The sequence below is a fragment of the Bradyrhizobium sp. INPA03-11B genome (assembly GCF_040446015.1).
GTDB classification, from domain to species: domain Bacteria; phylum Pseudomonadota; class Alphaproteobacteria; order Rhizobiales; family Xanthobacteraceae; genus Bradyrhizobium; species Bradyrhizobium macuxiense_A.
In genome coordinates this window covers 1-13791 of record NZ_JASGSR010000166.1, presented here as the reverse complement: position 1 = coordinate 13791, position 13791 = coordinate 1, and the positions used below count along the sequence as shown (strand labels likewise).

The following is a 13791-nucleotide window of genomic DNA, read 5'->3' as shown; positions in this document are numbered from 1 at the left end:
CCATTGGGGCGCGACCACGCAGGACATCATGGACACCGCCGTGGTGCTGCAGCTGCGCGACGGCCTCAAGATCATCGAGGACGATATCCGCGCGCTGCGCGGCATCCTCGCCGATCTTTCGAAAAAGTACCGCGACACGCCGATGGCCGGCCGCACCCATCTGCAACAGGCCCTTCCGGTGACCTTCGGCTACAAGACCGCGATCTGGCTTGCCGCCTTCGATCGCCATGCCGCGCGGCTGGAGGAGCTGAAGCCGCGGGTGCTGGTCGGCCAGTTCGCCGGTGCCGCCGGCACGCTGGCATCGCTGGGCGACAAGGGGTTCGAGGTCCAGCAGGCGCTGTGCGAGGAGCTCGGCCTCGGTGTGCCCGTCTCGACCTGGCACGTCGCGCGCGACGGTCTGGCCGAAGCCGTGAATTTCCTGGCGCTGGTCACGGGCACGCTCGGCAAGATCGCGTTCGACATCATGATCATGGCGTCGACCGAGTTCGCCGAGGTCTACGAGCCGTTCGTGAAGGGACGCGGCGCGTCCTCGACCATGCCGCAGAAGCGCAATCCGATCTCGTCGGAGCTGATGCTCGCTGCCGCCAAGGCGGTGCGCCAGCATGCCGGCCTGATGCTCGATGCGATGGTGCAGGATTTCGAGCGCGCCACCGGGCCATGGCACGCCGAATGGATGGCGATCCCGGAAAGCTTTGTGCTCACCGCAGGCGCGCTGCACCAGGCCAAATTCGCGCTCGGCGGCCTCATTGTTGATGAAAGGCGGATGGCCGACAATCTCGACATCAGCCGCGGCCTGATCGTCGCCGAGGCCGTGATGATGGGTCTCGCGCCCGCGATCGGCCGGCAGGAGGCGCATGACGTGGTCTATGACGCCTGCCGCGTCGCGAGCGACAAGGGCCTGACCCTGGCCGAGGCGCTGGCGGCGGATCAGCGCGTGGCGAGCCGGATCGACCGGGCGACGATCGACCGCCTCACCGCGCCGAAAAACTACCTCGGCCTCGCGCCCGAGATGGTCGACCGGGTACTGACGTCATTGAAGCGGTAAAATTCGCGGCAATTGCTCGCCGTCGCGTGATCGGCGGCTACGGGCAGGAACCTTGCGAATGCGGATCGAATTGGACTACGAATCCTGAAAATCCCTCAAACGACACGGCCGGACGCTTCATGACCGCACATCAACGCAACCTTTCCGCCTCGATCGATCCCGTGAAGCTCGATCGGCTCGCCGAAGTCGCAATCAAGGTCGGCCTGCAGCTGCAACCGGGGCAGGATCTTTTGCTGACGGCGCCGGCCGCGGCGATGCCGCTGGTGCGGCGCGTCGTTGAGCATGCTTACAAGGCCGGCGCGGGTCTCGTGACCCCGTTCTTCTCGGACGAAGAGCTGACGCTGGCGCGCTACCGCTACGGCAATGATGCGAGCTTCGATCGTGCCGCGGGCTGGCTCTACGAGGGCATGGCGAAGGCGTTCGGCGCCAACACCGCACGGCTCGCGATCGTCGGCGACAATCCGATGCTGCTGTCGGGCGAAGACCCGGCCAAGGTCGCGCGCGCCAGCAAGGCCAATTCGATCGCCTACCAGCCGGCGCTGGAGAAGATCGTCAATTTCGACACCAACTGGAACATCATCGCCTATCCGAGCACGTCCTGGGCCAAGCAGGTGTTCCCCGATGATGCCGAGGATGTCGCGGTGGCCAAGCTTGCCGATGCGATCTTCTCAGCGTCTCGCGTCGATCAGGACGGTGCCGTCGCCAACTGGGAGCAGCACAATGCCAGACTCCGCGAGCGCACCGAATGGCTGAACGGCCAGCGTTTCCACGCGCTGAAATATTCCGGCCCCGGCATGGACCTCACGATCGGGCTCGCCGACGGCCATGAATGGGAAGGCGGCGCCTCGACCGCCAAGAACGGCATCGTCTGCAATGCCAACATCCCGACCGAGGAGGTCTTCACCACGCCGCACTGCCGCCGCGTCAGCGGCCACGTCGTCTCCTCCAAGCCGCTGTCCTACCAGGGCACGCTGATCGACAATATTTCGGTGAAGTTCGAGGAAGGCCGCATCGTCGAAGCAAAGGCCTCGCGCGGCGAGGAAGTGCTGAAGAAGGTGCTCGACACCGACGAGGGCGCGCGCCGCCTCGGCGAGGTCGCGCTGGTGCCGCATTCCTCGCCGATCTCGAAGAGCGGGCTGCTGTTCTTCAACACGCTGTTCGACGAGAACGCCGCCTCGCACATCGCGCTCGGCCAGTGCTACTCGAAATGCTTCGTCAACGGCGACAAGCTGACGCCGCAGCAGATCGCCGAGCAGGGCGGCAACAAGAGCCTCATTCACATCGACTGGATGATCGGCTCCGCCCACACCGACATCGACGGCATCCACGCCGACGGCTGCAGTGTGCCGGTGTTCCGCAAGGGCGAGTGGGCGTAAGGCCTCACTAGCCCGTCCGCTGAAGGTCAGTCCCGTCATCCTGAGGTGCGCGCACTCGCGCGCCTCGAAGGATGCGCGGCCCGGATGTTGCTGCGGGCTCGGAGAGAGCCCGGCCGTTCGCCCTTCGAGGCTCGCTCCGCTCGCACCCCAGGGTGACGGGGCTAGGTTCTTGTTGCCGGACTAAGCTGCCGGGTGGACTAACGAAACCGCCGCTCCCTCGCAGCGATCAGTTCGCCTCGCGTGGCGCTGAAGCGGCAGGTCTCGTGCTGGGGCTTGAAGCCGAGCCGGCGGTAGATCTTCAGCGCGGGAGCATTGCGGCTCGAGACGTTGAGCCAGCAGGGATGCTCGACCGACACGTCATGGGCGCTGAGCACGCGATACACCAGGAGCTGGCCGAGCCCGCGTCCCTGCCGCGCCGGGTCGACGGCGACCGACTCGATCCACATCGAGTTCCGCTCCGGCTCGGTCAGGCAGAAGCCCGACATCTGTCCATCTTCCGACGCGATCCAGACTTCGGTCTCGGTCAGCACCTGCGCCATCTCCTCCCGCGAGTACAGGCGGAAGGCGGCGTCCGAGGCATAGGCGGCATTGTGGATGCGTGCGACCTCGGCCGCGCAGGCGGTCACGTCTGAGACCTGCTCAATGGTGGCGCGGGCAGCCGCGAGGGTCCGCGCCGGTTGCAACGGCTCGACACACTTCATCCCGATCTCGGATTCGAGATGAACAAAGCCGAAGGCGGCCACGAAGGCCATTCCCGCCGGCCAGTCGCTGCTCGCCAGCGTCTGCACGGTGAGATCCGCGTTGGTGTCGATCGCAAGCACGTCGTCGAATAGCGCAAGGCCAATCCGCTGGCGTCGCATATCGGGCGCCACGACGATCTTGAGGAACCGGGAATGATGCGCGCCCTGGTCGCGCAATGAGGATTCGGCGAGGCCGACGAGCCGGCCATTCTGCTCGGCAACACGAAAGTCGCGGCCGCCACGGTTCTGCGGCAACTTCAGGAACTGGTCCCATTGCGGCAGCGTGACAGGGCCTAGCCGCGGTTCCACCGCAGCAGCCTTTGCGTAAAGTTTGACCACCGCTTCTGCATCAGCCTCTCGAAGCGGCCGGATGGTGATGCCGTCATCCATGAGTCGGAAGCTTACCCGATATCGAGCCGATAGACATCCTTTGCCGTCTTCAAGAACAACGCCGTCTTCTCGGCTTCGCTATATTGTGATGCAAGCCGTTTAAAGGTGTTGAAGATCACCTGATAGCTGCACTGTCCCTTGTCAGGTGGGAAGTTGCTTTCGAACATGCAACGGTTCGGCCCGAACGCCTCGATGCAGGTCTCCACATAAGGCCGCCAGGCGGCGGCGAGTTCCTCCGACGAGGGCGGCCTCGGGCGCAGGTGAAAGTCATAGCCGAGCAGGCACATTGCCAGCCCGCCGAGCTTGACCACGACGTTCGGGCATTGGGCGATCTCCCGGATCGACGCCTTCCAGACCGGAAAGGTCTCCTCGCGCTTGCCGGCGAAGCGGCCGGTGCCGACTGGGCCGCCGCAATGATCGAGCACGATCCTGGTGTCGGGAAAGGCGCGGGCGAGATCGGTCAGCTCGCCGATCTGCGGATGGAACAACCAGGCATCGAAGCTGAGGCCGAGCGGCGCCAGGCAGGCGAACCCCCTACGAAAGGTGGAATCCAGCAAGATGCCCTTCGGCCGGTTCGCATACATGTGGGCGACGTTGGGGTCCTCGTCCCAGGCCGAGGAGTGGCGGATGCCGCGGAACCGGCCGTTGCCGGCCGCAATCTCCGCCTCCAGCACCGCCTTGGCCTGATCGCCGATCAGAAGGTTAACGTGGCTGACGATGCCGGCGCAGATCGCCGTCTTGCCATAGCCGCCGCTCGCCGCCATCGCGGCGACGCCATTGGCGAACTCGACCTCGCCGACCGGGCGGAACGCCTCCGGCCCGTCGGCGCGATACATCGACCGGCAATCGACATAGACGGTCGCCACGATGTTGTGGCCGGAGGCGATGTCGTCGCGCATCTCCTCGATCAGATAGCGCAGGCCGCCGCGGTCCCAGAGATGATGGTGCGGGTCGACGATCGGCCTGTCGGGATCGATGATCTCCTCGGTATATTGGGCAAGCCAGTCTTCGAGCGGATTGGCATAGAGCCCGCTGGCTGAGGCGGGCAGAGTGCTGGCCATGGATTCTCACTCCCGTTTGGTTTTGCTTCTTGTTGAACAGAGACATTACACCCCGTCGAGGATGATCACCGTCGGTGTCGCCGGCAGCGTGTCGCGCGAGATCCGCAAGGTGCGCTCGCCACCGCGGCGGTCGATTTCGAACTGCTGGCCGATCAGGCGCATGAACTCGTCGAGCGGGGTGGCGAAACGGTGCATCGGCAGCACCACCGAGGCGCGCAAGCGTCTGGTGATCTCGGAGATGCCGTCGAGCGACATCGTATAGGTGCCGTCGATCGGTACCATCACGATGTCTAGCCGGCCGATCGCGGCGAACTGGCTGTCGTCGAGCTTGACGTGGAGGTGGCCGAGATGGCCGATGCAGAGGCCGGCGACCTCGAAGATGAAGATCGAATTGCCGTCCTTGATCATCTCGCCGCCGGCGTCCTCGCCCCAATAGCGGCGGATGTCGGTGGTGACGTTGCGGACATAAACGTCGCCAATCCGCTCCGCGTAATGCGCGGCCTGGCCGTTTTCGCCCCAGCCATGCAGCACATGGGGAATTCGGGGATCGGGAAACAGCGTGTAATGCGTCGCGTGGGCCCGGTTCATGGTTGCGACGTCGGGCAATCGCCCGGTCTGATAGACGCCGTTGTAGTCGGTCGCGATCCGGATGCCGCCGGGCGTGTCGATGTAGTAGGTCGAGTGACCGGCATAGGTGATCGCGACCTCGTCCGCTTTGGCCGCGACGCGCCGGTAACTCACCGGGGTGGCGCGCGGCGGCGCATTGGCCATCGCCAGGCATTCGCTGCGCTGGGCGTCCTGCGCGACCGCGTGACTGGTCAGCGTTCCCAGCAAGACGAGCGCGGCGAGCAATCTCAGCATGAGCTGTTCCGTCTGCAGCGGTATCCGCCGGCGTCAGACTAGCGCGCAATCGGCGTGCCGTCATGATGAGGCCGGTGCATCGCTCCACGGCGCTGGCTGCAATACGATCCGGGCGATTATTCAGCTGCCAAGCGCTATCATGCCGCGCAGATCAGCGATCAGGGAGTTCTGCGTGACCGACAATACCTCCGCGCCGCGCGCATCGTCGACCAAACGGCTCGAGCCGTTGCGCCATGTCGACGCAGGCGTGCTCGACATCGCCTATTACGAGGCAGGCCCGGCCGACGGACCGGCCGTGCTGCTGATGCACGGCTTCCCCTACGACATTCACGCCTATGTGGACGTCGCACCCAGGCTGGCGGCGCAGGGCTGCCGGGTCATCGTGCCCTATCTGCGCGGCTACGGGCCAACGGTCTTCCGCGACAAGGCGACGCCGCGTTCGGGCGAGCAGGCGGCGATCGCGGCCGACATGATGGCGCTGATGGATGCGCTCGGCATCAAGCGCGCGGCCTTCGCCGGCTATGATTGGGGCGGCCGTGCTGCGTCGATCGGCGCGGCGCTGTGGCCCGAACGGTGCATCGGACTGGTCTGCACCAACGGCTACATGATCCAGGACATCGCGCATGCCATGGTGCCGGCACGGCCGGAGCGCGAGGTGCCGCTTTGGTATCAGTATTACTTCCAGCTCGAGCGGGGACGCGCGGGGCTTGCCGCCGACCGGCGCGGCATTGCGCGGATCCTGTGGTCGCAATGGTCACCGAGCTGGGCGTTCGACGATGCCTGCTTCGAGCGCACCGCTGTTGCGTTCGACAATCCCGATTATGTCGATGTGGTGATCCACAGCTATCGCCATCGCTACGGCGTCGTCGAAGGGGACCCGCAATACGCAGACATACAGCGGCGGCTCGGCGTATTGCCGGTGATTGCGGTGCCCACCATCACGCTCGACGGCGCCGATGACGGGGTGACTGCTGCGACCGACGGCAGTGCCAGCGCAGCCAGGTACACGGCCCGCCGCGCCTATCGCGTGATCCCGCGCGCCGGCCACAACCTGCCGCAGGAGCAGCCGGAGGCCTTTGCCGCGGCGGTGATGGAGGTGATGAAGGCGTAACGCGTCAGGCTTGGCCGGTCAGACTTGGGTGTCAGACTTGGCGCGGGCTGATCTTCCAGGCGATGGCAAGCGTCAGCAGCGTCAGAATGCCGCTGACGAGCGCAGCCACAGGGATCGTCAGCGCCAGTGCCGCGGTTGCAGCCCAGCCGATCGAGGAGAAGGCTTCCGCGAAGGTGGCGATGCGGGAGGAGGTCTGGCGCCGGCGGAACTGGCTGCGCTTGGCCTGCGCACGGAACCAGAGCTGGACCGCGGCGGCGGATGCGGTCGCGATGATGATCGCGATCGCCGTGACCGCGGCCTGCTGCGGCGAGGCGAATGTGAGTGCCAGCACCAGGGGCGCGAAGACGGCGGCGATGGCAATCAGGACGACCTCGATCTTGGCGCGGGTCACGCGTGATGGCGGCAGCGGTGCGGTCGCCACCAGATCGGGCGCGTCCTCGCCCGAGATGGTCAGCCACGCGAGCCCGCCGGCGAGCTGGCCTGCGGCCATGACGATGACAGGCGTGATCAGCACGATCGCGGTCGACGTGCCGGAGAAGCTTCGCCACAGCATCAGCGCGGGCGGCAGCAGATAGAGCATCTGCATCAGGCTCTGCGACAGCAGCCACGGATCGCGACGCAGCAGCAGGAATTCCTTGCGACGCAAGGCCTGCTGCCGAGAGCCGGACCGGAATGCGCGGGACCTCCCATGCGTGACCGCAGCCGGATTGGCGGCAACGCTTGCGACCGTGTCGGCAAATCGCGGCGCGAACACCGCCATCACGACACCGAGCAGCACGAGGCTTGCTGCGAGCAGCAGCATCATGATCTCGAGATCGCCGAGCGATGCGCGCGCCGGCCACCACAACGGGCTGTCGGGCGCGGGAGCAATTCGGGCCGCGGTATCCGAGGTCAGAAAGGCAAAGCGCGACAACGTGCCGTAGGACAGCACGGCGACGACCTGCAGGGCGATGACGAAGCCAGCGCCGATGACGGCGGAGACGATCTGCGCCACCAGCCGCGTCCGACTCGGCCCGATCACGCGAAACAGGAACGCGGTGACGGCGATCGCCGCGGCAGCCGCTGACAGCCCGATCGCAAGCACGACGCCGAAACCGGCGAGCCAACGCGGGCCGCCGAGATACACCAGCACGTCGATGAACGGCGTCGACAGCAGCAGCGCCATGCTGCTCACCGTCAGCGCGATCGCGGCGATCCGGATCGAAAAGATGTTGGTGAGCTTGGCCGGCGACGACATGATCAGATCGAGATCGGCGCGGGCATAAAACACGCGCGTCACCGACTCGATCGCCTGCGAGACCATCAGCGCCCAGGACAGGAAGATCGTCGCGGTCAGCACGATCAGCGAGGACGGATCGAGCGGAAACCTGACGTCGACATAGCGGGCGACCACGGCATAGGCCGGCAGATGCAGGATCGCCGCGAAGACCAACAGGCTGATGACGGCGCGATTGCGCCGCCGCCGGCCGCCGGTCATCATCGCCAGCCATTCTCGCCAGGCCAGGCGGAATTCGTGGCGCGCGAACCAGGTGAGATGGGCGGTCGAGCTCACGCGGCCGCCGCCTCGGTGTCGACCAGCGCGATGAACATGTCCTCGAGGGTGGTGTCGTTGCGGCCGTTCTGCTCGCGCAGCTCGCTGAGCGTGCCCTCGGCGATCAGCCTGCCGGACGCGATCACGCCGATCCGGTCGGCCATGCGCTCGGCGACTTCGAGAATATGGGTGGTCATGATCACGGTGCAGCCGGTGCGGACGCGCTCCTGCAGCAGCCCCTTGACGTGACGCGCCGACAGCGCGTCGAGGCCGGTCAGCGGTTCGTCGAGAATGATCAGGCGCGGATCGTGCACCAGCGCGCCGGCGAGCGCCACCTTCTGGCGCATGCCTTTGGAAAAACCTTCGCAGCGCTCGTTGACATGCGGCTCGAGCCCGAGCGAGATCAAGAGATTGCGTGCCGACTTCTCCGATGTGCGGGGATCGATGCCCCACAGGCCGGCGACGAATTCGAGATATTCCAGCGGGGTCAGCTTGTCGTAGATCATCGGCTCGTCGGACACCCAGGCCATGATCTGCTTGGCGGCGACCGGGTCGGCCAGCGCATCGATGCCGAGGATCGACACCGAGCCGGCATCGGGCCGCAATAGCCCGGCCACCATGCGCAGCGTCGTGGTCTTGCCGGCGCCGTTCGGACCGAGCAGCGCATAGAACTCGCCGACGTGGATGGTGAGATCGAGCGCGTCGACCGCCGGGCGGTCAAAACCCTTGGTTAACCCTCGCAGGGCCAGTGCGGACAGTTGCGATGTCATGATGTGGTGGCGATCCGGGAGTTCGCTCGTCGGTTGCGTGACCTTGGACAAAAACCGTTTCGGTGCAGTGAATCGCACGGGGCAAATCGAACGCGATATCCGTATTAGTCCGTGCTGCGGCATATCTCCGTAAATGTGATGATACAGCCGGATCACCGGTTTGTTGACAGGGATCGGGCGTTTTGGCTCAATCCGGGTGGACATAGGCGGCTTTCAGCGCTTCCGACACAAGGGCGTGAAGGCGGGATGCAACGAGCGATCGACAAGAATCGCCGGGCATCGGGGAGGGAACGATGCTGGACTTCGTTCAGCAGCTCGTCAGCGGCATCGCGCTCGGCTGCGTTTACGGCCTGATCGCGCTCGGCTTCGTGCTGGTCTACAAGGCAACCGAGGTCGTCAATTTCGCGCAAGGCGATTTGATGATGCTGGGCGGCTTTTTCGCCTTCACGTTCATCGGCATGCTCGGGCTGAATTACTGGGTCGGCTTCGCCGGCGCGGTGATCTGCATGGCGCTGTTCGGCATGCTGGCTGAGCGGGTCGTGGTACGGCCGATCCTCGGCTATCCGCAGTTCTCCATCATCATGGCGACGATCGGGCTCGGCTATTTTCTGCGCTCGGTGGCCGGCATGATCTGGGGCACCGACGACTTCAAGATCGAGACGCCGTTCAGCCAGGGCGTGCTGCGGATCGGCAGCCTGGTGCTCGCCTATGACAAATTGTCGGTGATCGCGGCAACGATCATCCTGTGCGCGCTGCTCTATCTGTTCTTCAACCGCACCACGCTCGGCACCGCGATGCGCGCCAGCTCCGAGAACATGCTGGCTGCCTATTACATGGGCATTCCGGTCAAGCGCGTGGTCTCGATCGTGTGGGCGATCTCGGCGGCGGTGGCGACCTGCGCCGGCGTGCTGCTGGCCCCGATCACCTTCATCCACTCCAATGTCGGCCTGGTGCTGGGGCTGAAGGCGTTTCCGGCCGCCGTGCTCGGCGGCTTCGGCTCGATCCCCGGCGCGGTGGTCGGCGGCGTGCTGATCGGTGTGATCGAGAGCATGGCCGGCTTCTACCTGCCGCAGGGATGGAAGGACGTCGCGCCCTACATCGTGCTGCTCGCGGTGCTGCTGCTCAAGCCCGAGGGCCTGTTCGGCCTTCACGTCCGTAAAAAGGTCTGAGGAGCGACATATGCGGTTTCTCTTCAAGACCGACTATGAAGACGACATCAGGCTGTTCCCGCATTCCGGCTACGTCTATTCCTACGGCCTGCTGCTCGCGGTGCTGCTGATCGCGCCCTATGTGCTGTCAAGCTACCTGATGAGCCAGCTCGTCTTCGTCTGCATCTATGCAACCGTCGGCGTCGGGCTGATGATCCTGACCGGCTTCACCGGACAGGCCTCGCTCGGCCATGCCGCGTTTCTGGCGATCGGCGCCTATACCGCGGCCTATCTGCAGCAATTCAACGTACCGTTTCCGGTCTACTTCCTCGCCGCGGGGCTGCTGACCGGCGTGGTCGGCGCGCTGGTCGGATTTCCGGCGCTGCGGCTGCAGGGCATCTATCTCGTGATCGCGACGATCTCGTTTGCCTTCATCGTCGAGGAAATCATGGCGCGCTGGGAGAGCGTGACCAACGGCAATGAGGGCATGCGGGTCAAGGCCATGCAGCTGCTCGGCACCACGGTGTCGCGCGACGGCCCGACGTTCTATTATCTCTGTCTTGCGGTGCTGGTGCTGACCATCGTCGGCACGCTCAACCTGCTGCGCTCGCCGACCGGACGCGCCTTTGTCGCGATCCGCGACAGCGAGACCGCGGCGCGCAGCATGGGCATCAACGTCGCGCTCTACAAGGTGAAGTCGTTCGCGATCTCGGCTGGTATCACCGGCTTTGCCGGCGTGCTGTTCGCCCACAAGCTCTCCTTCATCTCGCCCGAGATGTTCACGTTGCAGCTCTCGATCGAGTTCATCATCGTGATCCTGATCGGCGGCACGTTCAGCCTGCACGGCGCGGTGCTGGGCGCGATCTTCCTGGTCATGATCGATCCGTTCCTGACCTACCTGAAGGACGACATGCCCGGCGTGATCGCAGGCGCCGCGGCAACGCTCGGCGCCGGCACCGAGCGCGCCGGCCACATCCAGGATGCGGTCGCGGCCTTTGCCTCCGCCAACGGGCTGAAGGGCGCGATCTACGGCGTCATCATCGTGCTGTTCGTGCTGTTCGAGCCGCTCGGGCTCTATGGCCGCTGGCTCAAGATCAAGCTCTTCTTCCAGCTGTTCCCGCTGTACAAGCGCGCGACCTTCAAGCGGCAGAAGATCTATGTGAAATCGGAGCGGAACAGATGAGCTATTTCCGCGCCGAGAACCTGTCGCTGCATTTCGGTGGCCTCAAGGCGGTCGATGCCGTCAGCTTCGCGGTCGAGAAGGGCGAGATCCTCTCGATCATCGGGCCGAACGGCGCCGGCAAGAGCTCGATCTTCAACCTGATCTCGCGGATCTATCCGCCGACCTCCGGCAAGATCTTCTTCGAGGATCAGGACATCACCCAGCAGCCTGCGTACGACATCGCGAAACTCGGCATCGCGCGCACCTTCCAGAACATCGAGCTGTTCGAGAACGCGACCGTGCTGAGCAATCTCTTGGTCGGGCGCCACCGCCATTCCACCACCCGGCTCTGGCAGGAGCTGTTGTTCCTGCCGAGCGTCCGCGCCGGTGAGAAGGCGCATCGCCGCCGGGTCGAGCAGGTGATCGAATTCCTCGATCTCGAGCCCTACCGAGACAAGCTGATCTCGGGCCTGCCTTACGGGGTGCGCAAGGTGATCGAACTGGCGCGCGCGCTGTGCTCGGAGCCGAAGCTGATCCTGCTCGACGAGCCGTCATCCGGCCTCAATGTCGAGGAGACCGACGACATGTCGTTCTGGATCCGCGACATGAAGAGCGAGCTCGGCATCACCGTGCTGATGGTCGAGCACGACATGACGCTGGTCAACCGCGTTTCCGACCGCGTGATTGCGCTGAATTACGGCCGCGTGCTGGCGATGGGCTCGCCGTCCGAAGTGCAGCACCATCCCGACGTCGTTGCAGCCTATCTCGGCGCATGAGGATGATGCCATGAGCACATCGGACATCATCCTCAAGCTTTCCAACATCGAGAGCTACTACGGGCCGATCATGGCGATCCGCGGCATCAGCCTCGAGGTGCCGCGCGGCCAGATCGTGACGCTGCTCGGCGCCAACGGCGCCGGCAAGACCACGGTGCTGAAGACGATCTCCGGCATCCTCGATCCGCAGAAGGGCTCGATCGAATTCCTCGGCAAGCCGATCCAGCGCATGGAGGCCGACCGGATCGTGCGGCTCGGCCTCAGCCATGTGCCGGAGGGGCGCGAAGTGTTTCCGTTCCTGTCGGTGCGCGAGAACCTGATGATGGGCGCCTATCTGCGCAACGACCGCGACGGTGTGGCGCAGGACCTCGAGCGCGTCTACGGCTATTTTCCACGGCTGAAGGAGCGGCTCGGCCAGCCGGCTGGACAGCTTTCGGGCGGCGAGCAGCAGATGCTGGCGATCGGGCGCGCGCTGATGAACCGGCCGACGCTGCTGCTGCTGGACGAGCCGTCGCTTGGGCTGTCGCCGATCCTGGTGAAGGAGATCTTCACCATCATCCGCCGCGTCAACGAGGAGCAGGGCATGTCGATCCTGCTGGTCGAGCAGAATGCCAAGATCGCGCTGGAGACGGCGCATTACGGCTATGTGCTGGAGATCGGCCGGGTCGTCATGAACGACACCTGTGAGCGGCTGCTCAATTCACCCGATATCCAGGAGTTCTATCTCGGCGCCAAGGAAGCGGGCGCACGGGGCGAGCGGCGCTGGAAGAAAAAGAAGACCTGGCGCTAGGGAAGACTTGGCGTTGAAGGCCCGGCGCTGAGGGAGATTTGGTGCTGACTAAAGTTGGTTTGGCACTGAGAGCGAGTTGGAGCTAGATTTCGGGCCTGTTTCGCCAACAAGACCGGCACCCGAGCCGGCGCGCGAAGCAGGCGGCAGAGGAGGAGCGCGCATGGCAGGACCAGCGGTGCTGACGGTCGCCGACACGATCGCGAGGAGCTTTCTGCTCGCGGTGCAAACGCGTGGCGACAGGCCCGCGATCCGCGAGAAGAAGTTCGGCATCTGGCAGCCGACCAGCTGGCGCGAATGGCTGCAGATCTCCAAGGACATCGCCTTCGCCCTGCATGCGACCGGCTTCCGCCCCGGCGACGTCGCCTCGATCATCGCCAACGCGGTGCCGGAATGGGTCTATGCCGACATGGGCATCCTGTGCGCCGGCGGCGTCTCCTCCGGCATCTATCCGACCGATTCGGCGGCGCAGGTCGAATACCTCGTCAACGATTCCCGCACCCGGGTGATCTTCGTCGAGGACGAGGAGCAGCTCGACAAGGTGCTGACCTGCCGGTCGCGCTGTCCGACCTTGGAAAAGGTCGTCGTGTTCGACATGGAGGGCCTCTCCGGCTTCTCCGATCCGATGGTGCTGTCGCTCGCCGAATTCACGGCGCTCGGCCGCAATCATGCGCAGGGCAACGACGCCCTGTGGGATGAAATGACCGGCAGCCGCACCGCCTCCGATCTCGCGATCCTGGTCTATACGTCGGGTACCACGGGCCCGCCCAAGGGCGCGATGCACTCCAACCGCAGCGTGACGCACCAGATGCGCCACGCCAACGATCTCTACCCCTCGACCGACAGCGAGGAGCGGCTGGTGTTCCTGCCGCTCTGCCATGTCGCCGAGCGGGTCGGCGGCTATTACATCTCGCTCGCGCTCGGCTCGGTGATGAATTTTGCCGAGAGCCCGGAGACCGTGCCGGACAATCTGCGCGAGGTGCAGCCGACCGCATTCCTCGCGGTGCCGCGGATCTGGGAGAAGTTCTATTCC

The 13791-nt window shown here is 65.0% G+C and carries 13 protein-coding genes; 8 read left to right on the top strand and 5 right to left on the bottom strand.

The genetic code is table 11. From position 1 onward, the window contains the following. Together QMZ05_RS37360 and QMZ05_RS37355 are read left to right on the top strand one after the other, a co-directional pair. A partial coding sequence (locus tag QMZ05_RS37360) for an adenylosuccinate lyase family protein (RefSeq protein WP_353705308.1) occupies positions 1-1045 on the top strand: 1045 nt, incomplete at its 5' end. Positions 1046-1164: 119 nt separating this feature from the next. Next, the gene (locus QMZ05_RS37355; RefSeq protein ID WP_353705307.1) at positions 1165-2421 is read left to right on the top strand and encodes an aminopeptidase; all 1257 of its coding nucleotides are present in this window, start codon (positions 1165-1167) and stop codon (positions 2419-2421) included. Between the two features lie 197 nt (positions 2422-2618). On the opposite strand, the gene QMZ05_RS37350 is transcribed toward QMZ05_RS37355, so the two are convergent. The 3 genes from QMZ05_RS37350 to QMZ05_RS37340 all read right to left on the bottom strand — a co-directional run bounded on the left by QMZ05_RS37350 (position 2619) and on the right by QMZ05_RS37340 (position 5473). Next, entirely contained in the window at positions 2619-3500 is an 882-nt protein-coding gene (locus tag QMZ05_RS37350; protein WP_353705306.1) for a GNAT family N-acetyltransferase, read from the bottom strand. A 62-nt stretch (positions 3501-3562) separates the two neighbouring features. Further along, positions 3563-4612: an amidohydrolase family protein gene (locus QMZ05_RS37345; protein WP_353705305.1), complete on the bottom strand. Its 1050-nt coding sequence runs from the start codon at positions 4610-4612 to the stop codon at positions 3563-3565. Positions 4613-4657: 45 nt separating this feature from the next. Next, positions 4658-5473, bottom strand: a complete 816-nt coding sequence (locus QMZ05_RS37340) for an MBL fold metallo-hydrolase (RefSeq protein WP_353705304.1) — start codon at positions 5471-5473, stop codon at positions 4658-4660. Positions 5474-5645: 172 nt separating this feature from the next. On the opposite strand from QMZ05_RS37340, the gene QMZ05_RS37335 reads away from it, so the two are divergent. Then, entirely contained in the window at positions 5646-6584 is a 939-nt protein-coding gene (locus tag QMZ05_RS37335) for an alpha/beta hydrolase (protein ID WP_353705303.1), read from the top strand. Between the two features lie 31 nt (positions 6585-6615). Here the strand turns inward: QMZ05_RS37335 and QMZ05_RS37330 are convergent, their stop codons facing one another. After that, positions 6616-8136: a permease gene (locus QMZ05_RS37330; protein WP_353705302.1), complete on the bottom strand. Its 1521-nt coding sequence runs from the start codon at positions 8134-8136 to the stop codon at positions 6616-6618. After that, positions 8133-8885, bottom strand: coding sequence for an ABC transporter ATP-binding protein (locus QMZ05_RS37325; protein WP_353705301.1), 753 nt, complete (start codon positions 8883-8885; stop codon positions 8133-8135). Before QMZ05_RS37325 ends, QMZ05_RS37330 begins: the two co-directional genes overlap by 4 nt. A gap of 293 nt (positions 8886-9178) precedes the next feature. On the opposite strand from QMZ05_RS37325, the gene QMZ05_RS37320 reads away from it, so the two are divergent. The 5 genes from QMZ05_RS37320 to QMZ05_RS37300 form a co-directional block, all read left to right on the top strand. After that, the gene (locus tag QMZ05_RS37320) at positions 9179-10054 is read left to right on the top strand and encodes a branched-chain amino acid ABC transporter permease (protein ID WP_050423026.1); all 876 of its coding nucleotides are present in this window, start codon (positions 9179-9181) and stop codon (positions 10052-10054) included. A gap of 10 nt (positions 10055-10064) precedes the next feature. Further along, positions 10065-11216 (top strand): branched-chain amino acid ABC transporter permease, encoded by a 1152-nt coding sequence (locus QMZ05_RS37315; RefSeq protein WP_353705300.1) that lies wholly within the window; start codon positions 10065-10067, stop codon positions 11214-11216. After that, on the top strand, positions 11213-11971 hold the full coding sequence (locus tag QMZ05_RS37310; RefSeq protein ID WP_050423024.1) for an ABC transporter ATP-binding protein: 759 nt from the start codon (positions 11213-11215) through the stop codon (positions 11969-11971). The genes QMZ05_RS37315 and QMZ05_RS37310 overlap by 4 nt, the downstream gene beginning before the upstream one ends. 10 nt (positions 11972-11981) lie before the next feature. After that, positions 11982-12761 (top strand): ABC transporter ATP-binding protein, encoded by a 780-nt coding sequence (locus QMZ05_RS37305; RefSeq protein ID WP_353705299.1) that lies wholly within the window; start codon positions 11982-11984, stop codon positions 12759-12761. A 160-nt stretch (positions 12762-12921) separates the two neighbouring features. Beyond that, on the top strand, positions 12922-13791 hold an 870-nt coding region (locus tag QMZ05_RS37300), incomplete at its 3' end, for an AMP-binding protein (RefSeq protein WP_353705298.1).